Here is a 21,756-nt window from a genome sequence, read left to right on the forward strand (position 1 = left end):
GCCCCACCCCCATGAGACTGACCCGAACGGCGCGCCTGCTCGCGCCCCTCGCCGTCCTGGCCCTGCTGGCCGCCGGCTGTTCCTCCGGATCCGAGACTGCGTCCGGTGGGAGCACCGGCGCCAGCTCGGCCCCAGGGACCGGGACGAGTTCAGCCGCCGGCTCGTCGGCCGACACCGGGTCCTCCGGTGCCGCGCCCACCGGCGACCCGATCGTCATCGGCCAGACCGCCGGTCTGACCGGCTTCATGTCGGTGTTCGACATCCCGGTGCAGCAGGGCATGCAGCTGGCCATCGACGACATCAACGCCAAGGGCGGTGTTCTCGGCCGGCCGCTGAAGATGATCACCACCAACAACGAGACCGACACGTCGAAGATCCAGACCGCGGCGCAGGACATCATCGACCAGGGCGCCAATTTCGTGGTCACGTCCTGCGACTTCGACATCGGTGGCCCCGCCGCACGGGTGGCCAACGACGCGAACATCATCGCGATGGGCTGCGCCGGGGGCCCGCTCTACGGCTACGACGGCATCGGCCCGCTGACCTACAACTTCTACCAGGGCTCCCCCACCGAGGGGGCGATGCTGGCCGAGTACGCCAAGTCCAAGGGCTACACCAAGCCGTTCGTCATCACCGACCAGACCCTGGAGTACACCCAGGTGGTCGGCGACTTCTTCAAGAAGCGGTGGGCCGACCTGGGCGGCACCCTGGCCGGTGAGGCGACCTACCAGAACGGCGACGAGTCGGCGGCGGCGCAGATATCGGCCGCACAGCAGGCGAACCCGGACGTCATCCTCGTGGCCAGCTACCCGCCGGGCGGGGCCACGCTCCTGCGGCAGCTGCGGGCCGCCGGCCTGACCCAGCCGCTGCTGGGTGCGGCCGCGTTCGACGGCACGTACTGGATCGACGCGGTCCCCGGACTGTCGGACTTCACCATCCCCTCGGCCGGCGCCACCAACGGCGACGACCCGGACGCGGCCCGCAACGACTTCTTCGCCCGGCTGCAGCAGGCCACCGGCGAACCGGTCGCCAGCGCGAACTACCCGCTCGAGGGCTACTCCTACGTGCAGGCCCTGGCCACCGCGATCGAGCGGGCCGGCAGCACCGAGACCGAAGCGGTGGCCGCCGAACTCAACAAGTTCACCGACGAGAACGTCATCCTCGGTCCGACGACGTTCACCGACACCTGCCACATCCCGTCGCAGCGCCCGATGCTGATCAAGACCTACACCGACGGCAAGCCGCAGGTGGTCGAGACCCGCACCGTGGAGTCCCTGATGGGTCAGGCGCCCTGCTGATGGCCCATCCGGTGACGACCCAGACCGCCCAGCGCCCGACGCCCGTCCAGGGCCTGACGGCCACCGGGGTGACCGTCCGCTTCGCCGGACTGACCGCGCTGCAGGACGTGTCGCTGTCCGTGGGCCGGGGCGAGATCCTCGGACTGATCGGCCCGAACGGGGCCGGGAAGACGACGTTGACCAACGTCCTCACCGGCTTCCAGCGGCACGGCGGCGCGGTCGCGGTCGACGGTCAGGACGTCACCGGCTGGTCCCCGCAACGCCTGGCGGGGGCCGGGGTGCGCCGGACGTTCCAGAACGTCCGACTGTTCACCGGGATGACCGTCGCCCAGAACCTGGAGGCCGCCGCCCTCGGCGTCGGCCTGTCCCGGACGGCCGCCCGGACGGACACCGCCGCCCTGCTCGAGCGTTTCGACCTGAGCGGTCACGCCGACGACGATGCCGCCGCTCTGCCCTATGGGCTGGAGCGGCGGCTCGGGGTGGCCCGGGCCCTGGTCGGCGAACCCCGGTACGTCGTCCTGGACGAACCGGCCGCCGGGCTCAACGAGACCGAGAGCGACGAGCTGCTCAGCCGGCTGCGCGCCGTACCCGAGCAGTTCGGCTGCGGCCTGGTCGTCATCGAGCACGACATGCGGCTGATCATGCGACTGTGCGACCGACTGCACGTCATCGACCACGGCCGGACGCTGGCCAGCGGCTCGCCCGCCGACGTCCGCGCGAACCCCGCGGTCATCGAGGCCTACCTGGGCGCCGCCGCGGCGCAACACCCCGACGCCGTCCCCGGTGCCGGTGTCCCGGAGGTGACCCGCCATGGCTGAGCCGGCATCGACTGAAATCGCCCTGTCCATCAGAGGTCTGACCGTCCGCTACGGCTCGGTCACCGCGGTCCACGGCATCGACCTGGACGTGGCCGCCGGCGAGCTGCTGGCCATCGTCGGCCCGAACGGGGCCGGCAAGTCCTCCACCCTGGCCGCCGTGAGCGGTCTGGTCCGGGCGACCGCCGGCACCGTCACGGTCCTCGGTGAGACGGTGTCCGGGCGGCCACCCGAACGGATCGTCCGCGCCGGGGTCGCCCTCGTCCCCGAGGGCCGCAACATCTTCACCTCCCTCACGGTCGCCGAGAACCTCGCCCTCGGCGCCACCATCCACCACGGGAAGAGCGACACCGCAGCGACTCTCGAACGCGAGCTCGACCGGTTCCCCATCCTCCGGGAGCGCTACACCCAGCAGGCCGGGCTGCTGTCCGGGGGGGAGCAGCAGCAGCTGGCCATCGCCCGGGCCCTGATGTCCCGGCCCCGGGTGCTGCTGCTCGACGAACCGTCCCTCGGCCTCGCCCCCCGCCTGGTCGACCTCGTCTTCGACACCGTGGCCCAGTTGCGCCAGGAAGGACTGACCATCGTGCTGGTCGAACAGAACGCCACACGGGCGGTCGAGCTGGCCGACCGGACCGCGGTGCTGCGCACCGGCCGGGTGGTGCGGATCGGCACGGCCGCCGAACTCGGCGGCGGCGCCGCCATGGCGGCCGAGTATTTCGGCGGGCCCGGCGATCCGGTCACCGCGGCGCCGGGCAGCTCGTCGTGAGCTCCCTCGTCCAGGCGCTGGTCAACGCGCTCAACCTCGGGGGCCTCTACGCCCTCTACGCCCTCGGCGTCGCGATGATCTTCGGCATCCTGCGGCTGGTCAACTTCGCGCACTCCAGCCTGATCATGGCCGGCGGCTACACCATGGTCTTCACCGACGGTCTGCCGCTGGTGCTGCGGCTGGTCATCACGGTCGCCGTCTGCGTCGGCCTGTCGGTCCTGTTGGAACTGGTCGCCTTCCGCGGCGTCCGGTCGGCCGCGCCGGAGACCATGCTCGTCACCTCATTCGCGGTCAGCATGGTGCTGGCCAGCCTGGCCGAGTCGCTGTTCGGTCAGCTGCCGAAGTCGACCGACGTCGACCCGATCTTCCGGGAGAGCTGGACCTTCGGTTCGGTGTACCTGCCGAAGATCAACGTGGTGACCATCGCGGTCGTGGTCCTGCTGATCGGTGGGCTCGGCCTGTTCCTCACCCGCACCCCGGCCGGTCTGCGGATGCGGGCCGCGGCCGAGGACTTCGCCACCGCCCGGCTGATGGGCGTCCGGGCCGACCGGGTGATCAGCCTGGCCTTCGCCATCAGCGGAGTGCTGGCCGCCGCGGCGGCGGTCCTGCTGCTCGGCGCCAACGGGTCGGTCACCCCGACCTTCGGCTTCAACGCGGTCCTGTTCGGTCTCATCGCCGCCGTGGTCGGCGGGCTGTCCAGCCTGCCCGGGGCCGTGCTCGGCGGGTTCGTCCTCGGCGCGACCAGCCAACTGCTGCAGGAACTGCTGCCCGTCGGGCTGGCGCCGTTCCGGGACGCCCTGCTCTTCGCCGCTGTCTTCGGACTACTGGTGGTGCGCCCGCAGGGCCTCATCTCGTCCCGGCAGGGGGTGCGGGTGTGACCGCGCCGACCGTCGTCCGCCGGTTGACCGACGCCGTCGGCATACCGGTCGTGTTGTTCGCCGGGGTGGCCGTGCTGGCCCTGCTGGCCAGTACCGGGCCGGCGTCGATCGGCCGGCTGACCATCGCGGCCGTCGTCAACGTCATCCTGGTCGTCGGCCTGTACACCTTCGTCGGCAACTCCGGGGTCTGGTCGTTCGGCCACATGAGCTTCGCCCTCGTCGGCGGGTACGTGGCGGGCCTGCTGGCGCTGCCCGCCCGCCTGAAGAACCAGCTGCTGCCCGACGCGCCCGACCTGGTCCGCTCCCTGTCGACCACCCCCGTGCTGGCCGTGGTGATCGGCGGGCTGGCCGCCGCCCTGGTCGCCGTGGTCGTGGCCGTCCCGCTGGCCCGCATCGGCGGCCTGTCGGCCGGTCTGGCCACCGTCTCGCTGCTGATCGCCTTCACCGTGGTCGCCGCCCAGTGGCAGTCGGTGACCCGCGGTCAGAAGGGTCTGTCGTCCATCCCCACCTCGACGACCCTGACCGTGGCGCTGACCTGGCTGGCCGTCGTCCTGCTCATCGCCTGGACCTACCAGCGATCGTCCTGGGGTATCCGGCTGCGCGCGGCCAAGGCCGACCCGATCGCTGCCGCGGCCAGCGGGATCTCGGTCCCGATCCAGCGCGGGATCGCCCTGGTGCTCAGCGCTTTCATCACCGGCATCGGCGGGGCGCTGTTCGCCCTGCAGCTGGGCTCGCTCAACCCGGACGTCTTCTACCTGGACTACACCTTCCTCATCATCACGATGCTGGTCCTCGGCGGTGCCGGGTCCCTGACCGGGGCGGTGACCGGCAGCGTGCTGGTGTCGGCGCTGGCCGAGGTGCTCCGCCGGGCCGAGGGCGGTTCGCTGTTCGGCCTGGATGTCCCGGCCCGACCGGGCCTGGCCGACGTCATCCTCGGCGTCGTCCTCATCGTCATGCTGATCCGCCGGCCTGGCGGTCTGACCCGGGGCCGCGAACTGGCCCTGCGCCGGCGGCGACGGGCCAAGCCCGTCCCGACCGACGAGTTCCCCTCCACCGAAGCGGGTCTCGCCGCTGTTCCCGCCACCGCCCTGCCCACCGGGTCGCCCGTCGCCGTCCCGGCCCACCGAGAGGACACCCGATGACCGCCGCCCCACCGGTGACCGCCCGCCCGCCCATCGGGGTCCTCGTGCACGGCGACACCAAGCCGGATCAGTTGGTCCCGGTCTGTCGACGGATCGAGGACGCCGGTTTCGGCGCGGTCTGGCTGGCCGAGGACTACTTCCTGCTCGGCGGACCGACCAGCGCCGCGCTGGCCCTGCAGGGCACGCGCGAGATCCCGGTCGGCATCGGCATCCTGTCCGCCGTGGTGCGCCACCCGGCGGTGACCGCGATGGAGGTGGCGACCCTGTCGCTGGCCCATCCCGGGCGGCTGATCACCGGCATCGGCCACGGGGTGCCGTTCTGGACCAAGCAGATGGGCCTGTACCCGAAGTCGCCGTTGAAGTCCCTGCAGGTCGTCATCGACAGTGTGCGGGCCCTGCTGGACGGCGAGACGCTGACCATCGACGAGGGCCCCTACGTCTTCGACAACGTCACCCTGACCCACCCGAATCCCGGTGCGGTGCCGCTGTACTCGGGCGTCATCGGACCCAAGTCCCTGGAACTGTCCGGTCGGATCGCCGACGGCACGATCATGTCGGTCATCGCCGCGCCGAAGTACCTGGACTACGCCCGCACCACCATCGCGAAGGGGGCGGTCGGTTCGCCGCGCGAGGGGCAGCCGCACGCCATGCCCACGTTCGTCATCTACCGGGTGGACACCGACCGGGACGTGGCGCGGCGATCCGCCCGCGAGGGTCTCGCGTTCTACCTGCAGGCCGTCGGCCCGACCCCGATGACCGGGGTCTACGGCATCAACGACCAGCTGGGCGAGATCCTGGCGCTGGGCGACCTCGCGGCGATCACCGATGCCCTGCCCGACGAGTGGGTCGACACCTTCACCATCTGCGGCACCCCGCCCGAATGCGTCGACCGCATCAAGGAGTTCCTGGCCGCCGGGGCCACCTCCGTCGTCCTGGCTCCCTATCCGGCCGCGGCCAACGACGAGATCCTCGCGCTGACCGCCGAGCAGGTCCTGCCCCACCTCTAGACCCACCCCGCGCGGACATCCCCACCAGCCCGGCCGTCAGGAGAACCCATGAGCGACATCGTCTTCTTTCTCACCACCCTGCATTCCGAGGAGGTCCGCGAGGCCTACGAGACCTGGGTCAAGGAGGTCGACCAACCGCTGGCCGACAACCTGCCCGGCGTCGACCGGTACCGGGTCGTCCGACTCAGCGGTCCGGTGATGGACGGGGTCGCGCTGCCGACCTACAGCTACATCGAGATCATCGAGCTGAGCGACCTCGAGCTGTACAAGCAGTCCATCGCCACCGCGCCGCCGGACTTCTTCGACCAGTTCCGCAGCTACATCGCCGATTTCGACGCGGTGGCCGGGACGGTCGTGCAGTAGTGGGATCTCCGACGGCAGTTCGGACCGGCGCCGGGCCGGTCGGCACCGACCCGCTGCAGCGTCCGGCCGTGGTGGTGCCCACGTCGATGACCGACGCCCTCCGCCGGGCGGCCGACCTGGGCCGGCACGGGGCATTCCTGGCCGGCGGCACCTGGCTGATGCGTGACCGGCAGCCGCCGAGCACCTGGGTGGCCGTGCACCGGCTTTCCGAGCTGCGGGGCGGTGGGACCACCGAGGACCACACCCGATGGGGCGCGATGACCACCCACTCCGAACTCGGCCGGGTCGCCGGCCACCCGGCCCTACGGGCGGTGGCCACCGCGGCCCGGACCTCGGCCTTCCCGCAGGTCCGGGCGGTCGCCACCATCGGCGGCAACATCTGCGCGCGGGGGTTCGTCGAGGCCGACCTGGTTCCGGCGTTGCTCGCCGTGGGAGCCCGGGTGCAACTGCACACCGTCGACGGGGCCGAGACCTGCCCTTTGGAGGACCATCTCGGGACCGCCCCGGACCGTGACCGGCCCGCGCTGCTGGTGACGGTCAGCGCCGGCCACGGGCGGCAGCGCCGTTCCGGCTACGGCCGGATCACCGTCCGCGGCGGCGGCGAGTACCCGTTGACCGCGGTGGCCGTCTCCGCCGAGCTCACGACCAGCGCGAACGGTGTCCGGGCCACCGACGTGCGGTTCGTCGTGGGCGCCGTCGAACACCAGGCGCGGAGGGTCGCCGAGGCCGAGACCGCCCTCGAGGGGACCGATCTGGGTCCCGAGGCCGGCAGATCGGCGGCCGCCGCCGCAGCGGCGGCGCTCACCGCCCGCGACGACCTGTACGCCCCCGGCTGGTACCGGCTGGCCGTCCTGCCGACCGTGGTGGCCGCGGCACTCGCCGACCTGCATTCCGTCGCGCCCGTCTGAGGAGATCCGAGATGACCGACCCCACTTGGCCGCTCACCGTCAACGGCCGCCGGCACGACGTCACCGTGCCCGGCAGTACGCCGTTGGTCGAGGTGCTGCGCGACCAGCTCGACCTGCGCGGTACCAAGCTGGTGTGCGCGGTCGGGCGTTGCGGCGCCTGCACCGTTCGGGTCGGCGAGCGGGCCGTCGCCTCGTGCCTGCTGCCGGTCGCCCTGGCGGCCGGTGAGCCGATCGTCACGGTGGAGGGCGTCAGCGCCCCGGACGGCCCGTTGCACCCCGTCCAGCAGGCCCTGGTCGACTGCCACGGAGTGCAGTGCGGAGCCTGCACCCCGGGCATGGTGATGACGATGACCACCTATCTGGAGCAGACCCCGGCGGACGCCGTCGACCCGGACACCATCCGAGAGGCCTTGTGCGGCAACCTCTGTCGCTGTACCGGTTATCACGGCATCATCGACGCCACCCTGCGGGCCGCGGGCGCGACGGGAGCGCAGGCATGACCGCCACCCGACCCGGCAGCGGCTCCCCCATCGGCCGCTCGATGGTCCGGCCCGACGCCGACGCCAAGACCCGCGGAGCCGCCGTCTACACGATCGACCACGTGGAGGCGGGCATGCTGCACGCCGCCGTGCTGCGGGCCCCGGTCGCCGCGGCCACGATCCGCCGGCTCGACGTGACGGCGGCGGCCGGTCTGGCCGGGGTGCACGCGGTGGTCACCGGCGCGGATGCCCCGCACCGCTCGGGGATGCTGGCCACCAAGGACCAGACCGTGTTCGCCATCGACACCGTGCGGTACGCCGGGGAGCCGATCGCCGCCGTCGCCGCCGAGAGCGCGGCCGCAGCGGCGGCCGCCGTCGCCGCCATCGAGCTCGACCTGGAACCCCTTCCCCCCGTCGTCGATCTCGACGAGGCGGTGGCGCCGCAGACCCGGCTGATCCACCCGGACTGGGCCACGTACGAGGTGCCGGTCGAGGGTCACCGCGGCGGCAACGTCGCCTGGGAACTGACGCTCGACCGCGGCAGCGACGACGAGTGGGCCGTCGCGTTCGCAACGGCCGCCGCCGTGGTCGACGACGAGTTCCGGGTGCCCCGCCAGCACCAGACCCCACTGGAACCGCACGCGTGCGTCGCCCGGTGGAACCAGGGCCGCTACACCGTCCACACGTCCACCCAGTTCCCGCACTCGGTGCGCAGCCGGACGGCCGAGCTGCTGGGCCTACGGCCGTCGGCGATCCGGGTGATCGTGCCGACCGTCGGCGGCGGGTTCGGCGGCAAGCTCGACGCCATGTTGGAGCCGATCGCCTGTCTGCTGGCCCGGCGGTCCGGTCGGCCGGTCCGACTGGTCAACACCCGCGAGGAGGAGCTGACCACCGCCGGCCCCCGCGAGAACGCGGTGCTGCGGCTGCGCACCGCCGTCGCCGCCGACGGCACCCTGCTCGCCCAGCAGGCCGACGTGCTGATCGACAACGGGGCCAATTCCAGTGGGGAGACCATCGTCTGCGCCGCGGTGCCGCCCCTGGCGCTGGGCGGCACCTACCGCGTTCCACTGGCCCGGTACCGCTGTCGGGTCGTCTACACCAACACCGCCCCGACCGCCGCGTTCCGCGGGGTGGGCGGGCCCTACGTCATCTTCGCCCAGGAGTCGCACCTGGACTCGATCGCCCGCCGCATCGGCGTCGACCGCCGGGACCTACGGCTGCGGAACGTGCTGCACGCCGGCGAGGCGATGGTCAACGGTCAGGTGCTGCCGGACGCCGCCCTGGTGGACGCACTCGCGTCGGTCGAGCAACGCATGCCCTGGAACCCTGGCCGTGCTCCGGCGACGAAGGGCGCACTGCGCGGCACCGCCGTCGTCCCGCTCACCTGGTTGACCAATCCGGGACCCGCGGAGGCGTCGATCGCGCTCAACGACGACGGCACCGTCCTGGTGACGACCGCCGCCACCGACATCGGGACCGGCGCCGTGGTGACCGGGATCCGGCAGATCGTCGCTGCCCGGCTGGGCGTCGACGTCGCCGACGTGATCATCTCCACCCCTGACACCGATGCCGCCGGCTTCGACAACGGCGCCCAGGGCAGCCGCACCACCTACGGCTCCGGAGCCGCCGCCGACCGGGCCGCCGGAGAACTGCGTGACCTCATCCTGCGAGCCGCCGCCGACCAGCTGGAGGTCGCCGAGGCCGACCTGGTCATCGAGGGCGGGGGGGTCACGATGGTGGGCAACCCCGCCGTGTCGGTGCCCCTCGGAACCGTCAGTGCGGGCGCAATGTGGACCACCGGTCCGCTCTCGGCGACCGGCCGGTTCGTCTCCCCGCCGGCGTCGTTCGACGCCGGGTGTTTCGTGGGCAGCCTGTTCTCGACGATCAACGGGACCTCCTCCCACGCGCACGCCGCCGAGGTGGAGGTCGACCCGGCGACTGGCGCGGTGACCGTGCTGCGCTACGTCATCGCCCAGGACGTGGGCACCGCGATTAACCCGGCCATGATCACCAGCCAGGTCCATGGCGCGGTCGCCCAGGGCCTGGGCTATGCGTTGTACGAGGCGCTGCGGATCGGCGATGACGGCCAGGTGCTGGACCGGAACCTCGGTACGTATCGCGTGCCGACCGCGCTGGACGTCCCCGACATCGACCTGGCGATCCTGGAGATCCCCGGGTCGAACGGCGCCCTCGGCGTCAAGGGCGCCGCCGAACCGCCGATCGTGCCCGTGGCCGCGGTGATCGCGTGCGCGGTTGCCGATGCCATCGGAACCACGGTGCACGAACTGCCGATGACCCCGTTCTCCGTTCTGGCCGCACTACGGGGACGGGACTGACCGCGCTCAGGACGGTCAGCGCTGAGCGCCGTCGGCCGGCCTCGTTCGGGGGGCCGGTCGGCGGTCCGGCACCGGGTCGGACCCGCTCGACACTGCCGGCCCGGGCTGCTCGTCGGGTGCGGGCAGAATCCGCGGCGGCGGGGTGACGGTCTGCGTGCGCCAGCGGCGGCCGAACAGGTAGATGACCGGAAGGGTGGCCAGCAGGGGTCCGATGATCGCGACCGGCCGCAGCAGCCACCAGGTCAGCGTCGGAGCGACGGCCTCGGACTGGGTACCGAAGATGGACCATTCCACCCCGCGGGACAACGCCATGCCGGTGGTGTGGAACAGGAAGAGTGGTAGCGCGAACCGGGTGAAGACATCCGTCGCCCGGGCGAAGAAGCCGCCGTGCCCCAGGGCGTGCAGCACCGACGGACGGATGAGCTCGGCGAACCCGACCTGGAACAGGGTGAGCGCGACGATGCAGACCGTCGGCGGGGCCATGTTCGAGTCCTCGCCGGGCACCCCGACCATCGACCCCGGGTACAGACCGGAGAACACCAGCCCGATGAGGGCGAACAGACCGGCGAAGGTCATGATCCGCGCGAACTGCCGGTTCTTCGGCGACTGATACGCAAAATCGATCCGCCCGTCGGCGAACCGCGGCGCCGAGTCCACTCCGGAGATCCGGCCGTGGAAGTACCCGAGCTGGAACGCGAAACCCCAGACGAAGATCATGTTGACCCACTCGACGGAGTCCACGTCGTAGCCGAAGCGGAGCACGTCGACGATGACGGCGAGACCGGCCAGGAAGACCAGGACCAGGGCGTCGTACCGACGGTGCAACCACACCGTGAGCGGCATCAGGCAGATGAAGATCAAGTACGTCACGACGAACCAGAGCGGCGAGACCACCATGATCACGGCCTGGCCGATCCACGTCAGGTCGAAGATCGCGCCGACCACGAAGCCGAGGATCACCCAGGTGATCAGCAGGGCAGCCGACGGCACGGCCAGCGACCGGGCCTGCCGGAGCGCGAAGTGCCAGAGCCGCTCGCCCTTGGCCGCGGCCCGCTCCCACGACTTCAGGTGCACGTAGGCGCCGATGTAGAAGAACAGCGGCATGACCTGGAGGAGCCAGGTGGCGATCCACAACCCGGAGGTGAATCCGAGGGGGCTGGTGGCATAAGGGCCGTCGTCGCGCCAGATCAGGATCGTGAAGCACCAGTGCCACAGGATGACGACGAGCAGCGAGAACGACCGCAGGAAATCCGCGTACGGGTCGCGCTGGGCGCGCGGCCGGCTACCGGCCGGACGAGCTGCCGTGGCCATGCCGCCACCCCTCTCCCCCATCGCCCATCGGATGGACCCACCCCGTCATACCCATCCGATTCCCCGGTGATCGGTGGCCGAGTCTCGACCTCTCGGTCCACGATAGGACCGTGAACTCTGTCCTGGCGGCCCGACCCGCGATCGCGCACCGGTCCCGCCGTCGACGTCACATCGCCCTGGTCGTCGCCCTGGTCCTGCTGATCATCAGCAACGTGATGGCCAACCGGATCCTTCCGTCCTGGGCCTACGTCCCGTGGAACCTGTCGATGGCCTTGCTGCTGCTCGGGGTCGCCTACCGGGGTGGTGCGGGACCGGTCGCGGTGGGCCTCGGCGTCCGGCATTGGCACCGACCGGTCGGGGTCGGCCTGCTGCTGGTCGGTGGGGTCGCCCTGATCTACGGCATCGGCATGCTGCTGCCGGCGACCCGCTCGGCGTTCCTGGACAGCCGGATCGGGGACGTCGGGGTGAGCGGCCTGCTCTTCGCGGTGCTCATCCAGATCCCGTTGGGCACGGTGGTGCTGGAGGAGATCGCCTTCCGCGGCGTCCTGCCCGCGCTGATGGGGGCGTCCCCGGCGATCCGCTGGGCCTGGTGGCCGGTGCTCGGGGCCTCGTTCGCGTTCGGGCTGTGGCACATCCTGCCGTCCATCGGGTTGAACAGCGCCAACGCCGCCGTCGGGGGGGCGTTGGGGTCGAACCAGGTACTGACCAGCACGTTGGCCGTGGTCAGCATGACGGCGGCGGGCATCCTGATGTGTGCGCTCGCCCGGCTGGGCAAGGGCGTGAAGACGACGATGCTGCTGCACTGGGCGACCAACTCGTTGGGGTTCGTGGCGGCGTGGCTGCTCGTCAACTAGAGCGCTGATCACCCGGAATACTCGTGCCGGTGAGCAACACCCCCACCCCTGCCCAGACGCCCCCCGCACCGGCCGGTGCCGTCCGGTACACCGCGACCGACCGCACGTCGCGGCGTCTGGGTCTGGCGGTCCTGAAGTACCGCTGGACGCGTCCGCTGACGTGGATCAGCAACGCGGTCATCGTGGTCGCCCTGATCGCCTTCGGTGTCGTCAACGACCAGCTCTGGGTGTCGCTCGTGCTGCTGGTCCTTGTCTTCCCGATCGTCACGGGTATGCAGTACCTGTCGACGTCCCGGCAGCTGGGCAAGCTGTACCGGGCGGGCACCGAGCACTGGGTGCGGTTCGGTGACCGGGCCATGACGGTGGCCGGGCCGATGGGCCTGTCCGATTTCACCTACGACAGCATCGAGGACGTCTGGGCCACCGACACCGCAGTCCTGCTGCGGATGAAGGGCCTGCGGTCGGTCGCTCTCCTGCCGTCCGAGCTGTTCCCGGCCGCGCAGTTGGCGCGGGTCCGCGAGCGGATCAGCCGGTCGTCCGGCGCGAAGTAGTCACCGGGGCGCCAGAGGCAGGGGTGCGTCGCGCCGGCCCAGCAGGGTCGCCGTCAACTGCTGCCCGGCATCGACGGGGCGGATGACGCAGTCGGCCTGGCCCTCGGGCGCCAGCGTGTCGTCCTCGGCGACGGGAGCGCGGTGGCCGTCCGGATCGGTGACGACGACCTCGGTGGTCAGCACGCCGGCGCGGGTCCGGTCGGTGGCGCCCAGCTGCCCGGCGGCCAACTCCCCGCAGGTCTGGCGCAGGTATGCCGCCTGGGGCGCGTCGCGCTCCCAGGATGCGACCGCCAGCCGCTCCTGGTCGTGCGCCGTGCCGCAGAACACCGACGCGGTGAGCTCTGCGATCGGCCCGGCGAACACGGTGAGGCAGTCCCCGAGCCGGTTCCGGTAGCCGGGGTCGGCCCAGGCCCCGCGGGCGGAACGCAGGTTCGTCGCAGTGGCGCGGACGGGGTCGATCACACCGTCGGCGGTGAACAACGGGGGCAGCAGCACGCACGCCTGCCACCGCTGGCCGTCAGCCCACTGCCGGTTGTCCGGGTTGACGACGACGACCGTCGTCCCGCCGGCCGGGTGCCACAGATCTCCGGAGCTGCGTGACGGCAGACCATCGAATCCGACGTAGCGACCGACCGGCTCGGCGCAGTCGTCGTGCGGACGGCCGCTGCGCTCGGTCAGGATGACCGCCACCTCGCCCACCACCTCTGACGCGGTCCTGTCGTCGCCCTGCTCGCAGGCACCGAACGACCGCTCCGGCGCGCGCAACCCGTTGTCGTCGATCCACTGGGCGGCGGACTCGGTGGTCGCGAGCAGACAGTCGCCGGCGGCGGGAGTCGGCCCGACCGGCGCCGCGCCCGCCGTACCGGCGACGGTCCGACCGGCCGCACCCGCTCCCAGCGCGAGCACCATCACCGCGAGGGCGAGCACGGCGACACCGGCCGGTCGGGGGGACCGCATGACCGGACGCTACGGCCTCATACCTGCCGTCCTGGGTACCGATCGTCGCTGGGAACCCGCTCATGGCCGTAGCGCACCGGACCCCGCGTAGGCGAAGCCCAGCGACCTCAGGAAATCGACGAACTCGTCGGACGGATACCCGCACCGATTGGTCGGCGGCATGAATCGGAGGAGACGACCGTCCGCCAGTCTCAGATACACCGGCGCGACGTACCTGGTGACGGTCGGGCAGGTGCCGGGGGGATCGGCCGGGACGGCGCTCAATGCGGCCAGAACCACCCCCGCCTGGGACGCCGCGAAGAACGCCGACGGGTACATCTGCGACGTGGGGATGATCGAGCCTTCAGGGCCCGCGGCATCGACCGCCGGGATTTCACAGAGGACGAGGCTGACCGGGACGGCACCGATCAGCGACACGATCGGCGCATCTGCCGGTGGCTCCTCGCACTGACGCGTCACCAGGAGCGCCGTCGGCGCGTCCGGTGGGACCTCACTACCGCATCCGACCATGGCCAGACCCAGCACCGCCGCGCACGTCGATCCCACTGCGCACCTCAGCATGACGATGAGACGGTCGGCGCAGCGATCACGGTTGCATCCGTGAACGCCGACGTCGTCTTCACCGCCGGGACAGCGGTACCGCCCCGTCCCCGATGCCGAGGACCGTCGAGGTGAGCACCGACGCCGGGTCCGCCACCAGGACGCGGCACTGTCCGGAGGCCGAGGGCGGGACGTCCGTGTCGGGGCCGACGATCTCGGGGCTGCCGGCCACTCCGATGAGGCTGGTCTCGACGGTGAGGACCCCGCCGGCGGTGGGGTCCGGCCGCTGGAGCAACCGACTGGCCAGGTCGGTGCAGGACTGTCGCAACTCGTCGGCGGTCGGCGCCGGAGAGGACCACCAGCCCAGGCCGAGCCATTCCGCGTCGTGCGGCGACCCGCAGAAGACCGCCTCTCCCGTTCCGACGGCCGAGTTCTGGCACTGCCCGTACCGGTTCCGCAGGACCGGATCGGCCCACCGGCCGCGGAGTCGTTCGTCGGACGGTCGGGGGAGGCCGGCGAATCCGTCGGCCGTCTGGGCGCCGGCCATCTGCCCGTCAGCGCCCCAGAGGGGCGGGGTGAGGATGCAGGCCTGCCAGCTCTGACCGGCCGCCGACTGGCGCGGGTCCGGCCCGACGGGCGAACCGGTGGGCAGCGCGGTGGCCTGCCACCGGGTGCGCGGCGTGGTCAGGTTCGGCGCCCCCAGGTACTCGGCCGCCGCGGCCGAGCAGATGGCGTCGGCCGCCGCGAGACCCTCGTCGCTGGTGAGGTTCTTGGCCATGGCGGCCCCGGTGCGGACGGCCGACACCTCACCGAACCACTGCCCGGCGCAGGTGCCGTAGTGCCGGGCGAACGGGTTCTCGCGGAAAGTGCCCTGCTCGTCCCACCGGCCCCACGGACCGTCCTCGCCGGCGAACACACAATCCCCGACCGCCGGTACCGGCGACACCATCGGCGGCGACGCGACGCCGACGATCTGGGGCCGGCTCAGGCCGACCCCGATCGACACCACCAGGGCGGCGACCGCCAGCACGGTCACGCTCGCCAACCGCCGGGTCTGCATGTCGCCGACGGTACGACCGCCCGCGAGTGGCGTCAGGTCAGCGGGGCGTCAACGGGACAGGTCCTTCGCCGAGGCCGATCACCGTCGCGGTCAGCTGCCGCGACGGGTCGGCCGATCGGACCCAGCACTCTGCGGACCCGGTCTCGCCGAGCGCAGTCGAGTCGGTGAGCGCAGCGAGCTGGCCCAGCTGGTCATAGGTCACGACTTCTGCGGCGAGCGCATCGCCCCCGGTGGGGTCCTGGCGGCCCATGACCCGGCCCATCTGCTGTCGACAGCCACGTTCCAGCACCACGGGATCGGTGGCCGAGTTCCACGTCGTATGGGCCACGAACTCCCGGTCGTGCGGCTCACCGCAGAACACGCCGTTCCGTTCGGTCCAGGATCCCTCCTCGCAGACGCCGAACATGTTGCGAACGCTGACGTCGACCCACCGGCCCCGCAGCGGTTCGGTGGTTGTGGGACCGGCGTTGACCTCGCCGTCGGAGGTGTACGGCTCGCCCTCCGGGGTCCACCATGGCGCCCCCAGGACGCAGGCCTGCCACATCGGGCCGGATGAGTACTGGCGCCGGTTGGGTTCCAGCGTGCTGGCGCTAATGGTGACCGAGACCCACCCGTCGACCGGTTGGACCGTCTGCGCCCCGAGGTAGGAGGCGGTCAGGGCCGCGCACGGGTCGTATCCGGGACCGACCCTCGACTCAGCCAGGTCTGCCTGGATGTCGGCCTGGGTACGGACGCCCACGACTTCGCCGAACCACGGTTCCCGGCACGGGCCGTACCAGCGGTGGTAGGCCATGTCCTGCCAGCTGCCGTCGAAACGCGCAGTGTTCCACGGACCGTCGGGGCCCGCGTACAGGCAGTCCCCCGCCTGCGGCGGCGGGTCGATCGGCGGCGCGCTGGCCACGCCGACCACCGAGGGTCGCCCCAGGCCGGCCCCGACGGCCAGCGCGAGGACGGCGGCGGCGAGCACGCCCACTCCCGTGAGCCGACGGGATTCGAGGCGGGCGCGCGTCACCGGGGCACCAACGGAGGCGGGGCTGATCCCAGGCTCACGACGGTGGCGGTCAGTCGCATCCCCGGGTCGACCGGGCGGACCCAGCACTCCGCCCAGCCGCCATCCGTCAGAGCGGTTGTGCGCGTGAGGATTTGGATCTCCGGGGCTGGATCAGAGCCGCGCACGACGACTTCCGACGTCAACGCCCCGTCGGCGAATTCGTCACCCTGCTCGGTCATACGTGCTGCCTGCCCGGCGCAGCTGTCGATCAAGGTCGCGGCCACGGGGGCGATGTCCCAATAGGTGTGGGCCAACTGCTCCCGGTCGTGCGGCTGGCCGCAGAAGACCAAACCGACGGGGCTTGCGCCATCCGTCCCGATCCCGCACTGACCCCACTGGTTGCGAAACACCGGGTCCTGCCATTGGCCATGCCCTGTCTGCCCGCTCCGAATGAAGCCGGGACCGACGAAGGTCGTCGCATCCCTCCCCGATGGATCCCACATCGGCGCGGACAGCAGGCAGGCCACCCATCTCTGTCCGGCCGCGAACTGCCGTTGGTCCGGTGGCAGCGGGTCCGATGACGGTCCACTCGGCAGCCACCGACCGGCCGGGTCCGTGAAGTCGGGTTGGCGGACGTACCGCGCAGCCGCGCCCCCGCATTCATTGCGTCCGAGGTACGGCTTGTCGCTGACGCCGTAGGTCAGGCCATCACCCTCGGCCATCGGGTGCACATCGACGATTTCCGCGTCCCACGGGGCGATGCACGGACCGAGCCGGACGCCGATATCGAACGAGACAAATGATCCCTCGTCGTCCAGTGGTCGTTCCGTCGTCCAATCCCGTGGACCCGTGTACACACAGTCCTCCACCTGCGGCGGCGGGTCGACCGGCAATGCACTGGCGACGCCGGCCGTCATCGGCCGGCTGAGCCCCGCCCCGACCGCCACGGCCAGGACGGCGGCCGCGAGGACACCCACTGCCCCGAGCCGACGACGGTCCATGGCGTGACCCTAGTGATCCGACCCCTGGGCGCCTAGCGCATCGATGCGTCAGCGCGGGGCGAGCGGCGGGGTGTCGTCGCCGAGGGCGACGAGACTGGCGGTCAGTACCTGCCCGGGATCGACCGGTCGCGCTTCGCAATCGACCCGGTCGGACGCGGTGAGGAAGACGGACTCCGTGATGGGGCCGTAATTTCCATCCCCGTCGAGAGCGTAGGCCGCAAGGGAGATGGCTCCCCCGAGCGTCGGGTCGTCACGGCCGATTACCGCCGCGGCGATCTTCCGGCAGCCGGCGGTCCATTCCGCCACCGATCCGTAGGCGTCCCCGGCGGTGAAGGCCAGGGATTCGCCATCGTGGACGTCACCGCAGTAGGTGGTGAGGTCCCCGCTGATGCCGTCGCTGTACCAGCAGGTGCCGAGCCGGTCACGCGTCTCCTGCTCGGACCACTGACCGCGCACCGAGTCCGCGCCGACCGTCGTGTACCCGTCGGAGCCCACCTGCCCCTCGCGCCCGTCCGGTCCCCAGAACGGCGGCCGGATCAGACAGGCCGCCCAGTCCTGGTCGGAACGGGCCTGCCGGGGGTCGGGTCCGACGGCGAAACTCCCGTCGGTGAAGGACGGCCACCAGTCGCTGCTCATGCTGACCGGGTCGGGCGCGCCGAGATACTCGGCCAACGCGCTGTCGCAGTCGGCCTGCAGCCGGCCCATCGGGTATCCATCGGCATCGACGTTGCGGGCCTGCCCCTCGACGACGGCCGTGACCTCGCCGTAGCGGACGCCGTCACAGACGCCGAACGACCGGGAGTACGGCGACACGAGCCCCTCCCCGGTGTCCTCGTCGATGGGGAACGGCCCGTCCGGTCCACCCAGGAGGCAGTCGCCGACCACCGGCGGAGACGCGACCGCCGCGAGCGTGGGCGTCCCGACGACCGTCCGGCTGTCGGGTGCCGTGACGGCCACCACCCCGATGGCCACACCCACCGCGAGCGCGAGGCCGATCGGCAGAAGCCACCGCTTGTCCATCGGCAGACGGTAACCGTGCCCCCGTCCGGCCCCACGCAGGACGGGACGGTCAGGCCCCAGCTGTGATCAGTTCGTGGCCGCGTCCAGCAGTTCGAGCACGTTCTGGTAGGCATGCCCGGTGGCCCGGGTCATGCCCAGTTCGCAGGTCCGGTTGCTCGAGGCGTACGCGTCGAACGTCCGGCCGTGCATCCCGGCCACCTCCGGCCGGGTCGCCGACGCGGTCAGCTCCGGGTGCAGCAGCCCCCGGTCGCCGGCGAAGGCGCAGCAACCCCAGTCGTCCGGGACGACCACCTCGTCGGCCACCGCGCCGGCCAGCGTCAGCAGGTGCGGCGTGGTGCCGAGGTGGGTGGACGAACACGTCGGATGCACGGCCAGCGAGCCGAGGCGCCGGCCGGCCGTGTCCGGCAGCCGGGGCAGCACGGTCTCGGCCACGAACTGCACGGCGTCGACGATCCGCAGCGCCGGCTCGTCCTGCACCACCGGTTCGGTGGCCACCGCCCGCTGCGCCGGCACCTTGTCGGTGGGCAGCGGGTCGCCGGTGGCCGTCCGCACCGGGTTCGTCACGCCGGCCAGTTCACCCAGCAGCCGGGCCGCCTCGGGATGGTGGAGCATTTCCCGGACCCCTTCGGTGCAGGACGAGGCGTCGACCACGACCGGCAGCCGGCCGCCGTCGGTCGCCCGCCACAACGCGGGCAGCACCCGGCGAACCATGATCTCGTAGCCGTCGGCCATGCCCTTGGACTTCCACGGGGTACCGCAGCACAGCGAGTCCAGACCGTCCGGGTAGGCCAGTTCGACCCCGGCCCGCGCACACAGCCGGCGGAAGGCCACCGACGAGCCGGGCCCCTGGTCGGCCGGGCCGAACATGGTGCCCACGCAGGCCGGCAGGAACACCGCCTCCTCCCCGGCCGGATGGGCGGCCGGGGAGCCGACCGGCGGTTGGCCCTCCTGCTTCGACCGGCGGGTGCCGCCCTCCGGGAGCTCCGGCGACCAGGCCGGCATCACGTCCGGGTCGACGACCTTGCGCAAGAGACCGGTGGTGCCGGCCACCAGCGGCGACGGCGCCTTGTCGGCCACGGTCAGCGCGATCGACGCGCCGCGGGTGGTCGTGTCCCAGTGCTTGGCCGCCGTCTTCCACACCCTGGCCGGAACCGTCTTCCTTCCGGAACCGTCGCCGCCGCCGGCCTCCTGCTTGCGGAGCGTGCGCACCAGATCGCCGGTGTTGATGAGTACCGGGCAGGCGGTCTGGCACATGCCGTCGACCGCGCAGGTGTCGACCGCGTCGTAGCCGTACTCGTCCTCCAGTTCGGCCAGCAGCGCAGTGTCGCCGGCCGCCTTGGCCCGCTGCATCTCCCGGCGCAGCACGATCCGTTGGCGCGGGGTGGTGGTGAGGTTCCGGCTCGGGCAGACGGGCTCGCAGTACCCACACTCGACGCAGCGGTCGACCTCGGCCTCGACGGTCTCGGTGGTCTTCAGATTGCTGACGTGCGAACGGGGATCGTCAGACAGCAGCACGCCCGGGTTGAGCCGGCCGTGCGGGTCGAACAGCCGCTTGATCTCCTGCATCACCTCGTACAGCTCGTCGCCGTACTGCCGGCGGACGTAGGGCGCCATCATCCGGCCGGTGCCGTGCTCGGCCTTGAGCGAGCCGCCGTGCCCCAGCACCAGATCGACCAGGTCCTCGGTGAACGCGTCCAGCCGGGTCAGGTCGGGCTGCTGCCCGTTCCGGACCCCGAGCTGCTCGTTGATCATGAAGTGCAGGTTGCCGTCCTTGGCGTGCCCGAAGATGACGCAGTCGTCGCCGTAGTCGTGCCGGGCGAACAACTCGGTCAGGGTCTGGCAGGTCGGCAGCAACTCGGGGACGGGGACGACGATGTCCTCCAGCAGCGCGGTGCTGCCGGACGGACGGGCGCCGGCCACCGTGGCGTAGAGGCCCTTGCGGATGTGCCAGAGCCCGGCGCGGGTCTTCGCGTCGGTACTCAGCTCGGCCGACGCGGTCAGCGGCAGGTCGGTGAGCACCGGGCGGGCCCGTTCGGCCTGCTCTCGCACCTCCTCCGCGGTGGCGGCCTGGTACTCCACCAGCAGCGCGGTGTGGTCGCGCACGTCGATGGCCATCACCAGCGGGTCGGCGGACGGGTCGGCCTGGGCCACCCGCAGGGAGGTGGCGTCCATCAACTCGATGGCCGCGACGCCGGTGTCGACCAGCGCGGGCAGTGCGGCGGTGGCCCGGTCCAGGTCGGGGAAGACCAGCAGGCCGGTCATCGCCGCGGTCAGCAGCGGGACGGTGTTCATGGTGACCGAGGCGATGAACCCGAGGGTGCCCTCGCTGCCGATCATCAGGTGGGCCAGGATGTCGACGGGCCGGGTGTGGTCGAGCAACGAGTTGACCCCGTAGCCCATCGTGTTCTTCATCGCGAACAGCCGTTCGATGGTCGCGACCGACGCGGCGTCACCGCGGACCCGGTCCCGCAGCCGCGAGAGCCCCTCGTACAGGCCGGGTTCGGCGGCGCGGAGCTGCTCGTCCGCGTCCGCGGCGCCGGTGTCGACCACGGTCCCGGACGGCAGGACCACGACCAGCGAATGCAGCGTCCGGTAGGTGTTGGCGACCACGCCGCAGGCCATGCCGGAGGAGTTGTTGGCCACCATTCCGCCGATGGTGCAGGCGATCTCGCTGGCCGGATCCGGCCCCAGCTTGCGGCCGTGCCGGGCCAGCCGGGCGTTCACCGCGCGGACCGTGGCGCCGGGCCCGACCCTGACCTTCGCTCCGCCGTCGAGGACCTCGACGTCGCGGAAGTGCATCCGGGTGTCGACCAGCACGCCGTCGGTGACGCCCTGCCCGTTGAGGCTGGTACCGCCGGACCGGAAGGTCAGCGGCACTCCGGTGCGGGCGGTGGCGGCCAGCAGCGCGCCGACCTGACCGGCATTCCGGGGCACGACGACCGCCTGCGGGGTAAGCGCGTAGTGCGAGGCGTCATGGCCGCGGGCCAATCGGTCGGTGGCGCGGATCCGGACCTCGTCGGGCCCGACCGCGGCGGCCAGGGCGGCGGTCAGCGCGGGCGGGACCTCCGGCAGCAGACCAGGGCCGGTCCCGGACGGTTCGGCGGTCCGCGCCGAACGCTCGGCTCGGCTGGATCTGGTGGTCACCCCGGTCATGTCGGCACCTTCTTCGCTGCACGATCGAGCCGGACGGGCGGCGGTCCGCCGGCGGACGGTCGACCAGGCCGGACCCGTGCTGCGGCCTGATCCCGGATGCGTCGTCCAGGGCCGAGTGTGCGGCCGACCCGGGGCTGGCGCCTCCCACGTTCTCGCGGAGCGAGAGCCGCGGCTTCGTTCGCCGCCCACAACACGCAGATCCCGCTGTGGTCAGACCACACCGTACGGCAAGTGAGGTCCCCGCCGACCGGGTCCTTGGCCCCTGGACCGTCCCTGACGGATGTGGTCCGACCATGTGCTGGTGTGCTCGCTTCCCTGATAGCGTC

General features: G+C 71.8%; 20 protein-coding genes. 12 read left to right on the forward strand and 8 right to left on the reverse strand.

What is annotated here, in order from left to right; translation table 11 throughout:
* The first annotated feature begins 11 nt into the window (after positions 1–11).
* The 10 genes from FDO65_RS16325 (at position 12) to FDO65_RS16370 (ending at position 9,992) form a co-directional block, all read left to right on the forward strand.
* On the forward strand, positions 12–1,298 hold the full coding sequence (locus FDO65_RS16325) for an ABC transporter substrate-binding protein (RefSeq protein ID WP_137450797.1): 1,287 nt from the start codon (positions 12–14) through the stop codon (positions 1,296–1,298).
* The gene (locus tag FDO65_RS16330; RefSeq protein WP_137450798.1) at positions 1,298–2,116 is read left to right on the forward strand and encodes an ABC transporter ATP-binding protein; all 819 of its coding nucleotides are present in this window, start codon (positions 1,298–1,300) and stop codon (positions 2,114–2,116) included. Before FDO65_RS16325 ends, FDO65_RS16330 begins: the two co-directional genes overlap by 1 nt.
* Entirely contained in the window at positions 2,109–2,879 is a 771-nt protein-coding gene (locus FDO65_RS16335) for an ABC transporter ATP-binding protein (RefSeq protein ID WP_137450799.1), read from the forward strand. Before FDO65_RS16330 ends, FDO65_RS16335 begins: the two co-directional genes overlap by 8 nt.
* Complete coding sequence (locus FDO65_RS16340; RefSeq protein WP_137450800.1) at positions 2,876–3,757, forward strand: branched-chain amino acid ABC transporter permease; 882 nt, start codon at positions 2,876–2,878, stop codon at positions 3,755–3,757. Before FDO65_RS16335 ends, FDO65_RS16340 begins: the two co-directional genes overlap by 4 nt.
* Complete coding sequence (locus tag FDO65_RS16345; protein ID WP_137450801.1) at positions 3,754–4,899, forward strand: branched-chain amino acid ABC transporter permease; 1,146 nt, start codon at positions 3,754–3,756, stop codon at positions 4,897–4,899. The genes FDO65_RS16340 and FDO65_RS16345 overlap by 4 nt, the downstream gene beginning before the upstream one ends.
* Entirely contained in the window at positions 4,896–5,906 is a 1,011-nt protein-coding gene (locus tag FDO65_RS16350; RefSeq protein WP_137450802.1) for an LLM class flavin-dependent oxidoreductase, read from the forward strand. Before FDO65_RS16345 ends, FDO65_RS16350 begins: the two co-directional genes overlap by 4 nt.
* 48 nt (positions 5,907–5,954) lie before the next feature.
* On the forward strand, positions 5,955–6,269 hold the full coding sequence (locus tag FDO65_RS16355) for a hypothetical protein (protein ID WP_137450803.1): 315 nt from the start codon (positions 5,955–5,957) through the stop codon (positions 6,267–6,269).
* 68 nt (positions 6,270–6,337) lie between these two features.
* Positions 6,338–7,177 (forward strand): FAD binding domain-containing protein, encoded by an 840-nt coding sequence (locus tag FDO65_RS16360; RefSeq protein ID WP_137450804.1) that lies wholly within the window; start codon positions 6,338–6,340, stop codon positions 7,175–7,177.
* Between the two features lie 11 nt (positions 7,178–7,188).
* A complete protein-coding gene (locus tag FDO65_RS16365) occupies positions 7,189–7,677 on the forward strand; it encodes a (2Fe-2S)-binding protein (protein WP_137450805.1) in 489 nt (162 codons plus the stop codon).
* On the forward strand, positions 7,674–9,992 hold the full coding sequence (locus FDO65_RS16370; RefSeq protein ID WP_137450806.1) for a xanthine dehydrogenase family protein molybdopterin-binding subunit: 2,319 nt from the start codon (positions 7,674–7,676) through the stop codon (positions 9,990–9,992). The genes FDO65_RS16365 and FDO65_RS16370 overlap by 4 nt, the downstream gene beginning before the upstream one ends.
* A gap of 15 nt (positions 9,993–10,007) precedes the next feature.
* Here the strand turns inward: FDO65_RS16370 and FDO65_RS16375 are convergent, their stop codons facing one another.
* Entirely contained in the window at positions 10,008–11,303 is a 1,296-nt protein-coding gene (locus FDO65_RS16375; RefSeq protein ID WP_205850108.1) for an acyltransferase family protein, read from the reverse strand.
* 110 nt (positions 11,304–11,413) lie between these two features.
* On the opposite strand from FDO65_RS16375, the gene FDO65_RS16380 reads away from it, so the two are divergent.
* Positions 11,414–12,157 (forward strand): CPBP family intramembrane glutamic endopeptidase, encoded by a 744-nt coding sequence (locus FDO65_RS16380; RefSeq protein ID WP_137450807.1) that lies wholly within the window; start codon positions 11,414–11,416, stop codon positions 12,155–12,157.
* Positions 12,158–12,186: 29 nt separating this feature from the next.
* Positions 12,187–12,708 carry a hypothetical protein gene (locus FDO65_RS16385; protein ID WP_137450808.1) on the forward strand — a complete coding sequence of 174 codons (522 nt, stop codon included), beginning with the start codon at positions 12,187–12,189 and terminating at the stop codon, positions 12,706–12,708.
* Here the strand turns inward: FDO65_RS16385 and FDO65_RS16390 are convergent, their stop codons facing one another.
* The 7 genes from FDO65_RS16390 to FDO65_RS16420 form a co-directional block, all read right to left on the reverse strand.
* Positions 12,709–13,665: a septum formation family protein gene (locus FDO65_RS16390; protein ID WP_137450809.1), complete on the reverse strand. Its 957-nt coding sequence runs from the start codon at positions 13,663–13,665 to the stop codon at positions 12,709–12,711. It lies immediately after the preceding gene.
* Positions 13,666–13,725: 60 nt separating this feature from the next.
* Complete coding sequence (locus FDO65_RS16395) at positions 13,726–14,211, reverse strand: hypothetical protein (RefSeq protein WP_137450810.1); 486 nt, start codon at positions 14,209–14,211, stop codon at positions 13,726–13,728.
* A gap of 73 nt (positions 14,212–14,284) precedes the next feature.
* The gene (locus FDO65_RS16400) at positions 14,285–15,265 is read right to left on the reverse strand and encodes a hypothetical protein (RefSeq protein WP_137450811.1); all 981 of its coding nucleotides are present in this window, start codon (positions 15,263–15,265) and stop codon (positions 14,285–14,287) included.
* A gap of 37 nt (positions 15,266–15,302) precedes the next feature.
* Positions 15,303–16,277 (reverse strand): hypothetical protein, encoded by a 975-nt coding sequence (locus FDO65_RS16405; protein ID WP_137450812.1) that lies wholly within the window; start codon positions 16,275–16,277, stop codon positions 15,303–15,305.
* The gene (locus FDO65_RS16410) at positions 16,274–17,173 is read right to left on the reverse strand and encodes a hypothetical protein (protein ID WP_137450813.1); all 900 of its coding nucleotides are present in this window, start codon (positions 17,171–17,173) and stop codon (positions 16,274–16,276) included. Before FDO65_RS16410 ends, FDO65_RS16405 begins: the two co-directional genes overlap by 4 nt.
* 132 nt (positions 17,174–17,305) lie before the next feature.
* Positions 17,306–18,277, reverse strand: a complete 972-nt coding sequence (locus FDO65_RS16415) for a hypothetical protein (RefSeq protein WP_137450814.1) — start codon at positions 18,275–18,277, stop codon at positions 17,306–17,308.
* Between the two features lie 66 nt (positions 18,278–18,343).
* Positions 18,344–21,430, reverse strand: coding sequence for an FAD-binding and (Fe-S)-binding domain-containing protein (locus FDO65_RS16420; RefSeq protein WP_137450815.1), 3,087 nt, complete (start codon positions 21,428–21,430; stop codon positions 18,344–18,346).
* Positions 21,431–21,756: the final 326 nt, after the last annotated feature.

Origin of the sequence: Nakamurella flava, from assembly GCF_005298075.1 — a bacterium.
In the GTDB taxonomy this organism is placed as follows: Bacteria; Actinomycetota; Actinomycetes; order Mycobacteriales; family Nakamurellaceae; genus Nakamurella; species Nakamurella flava.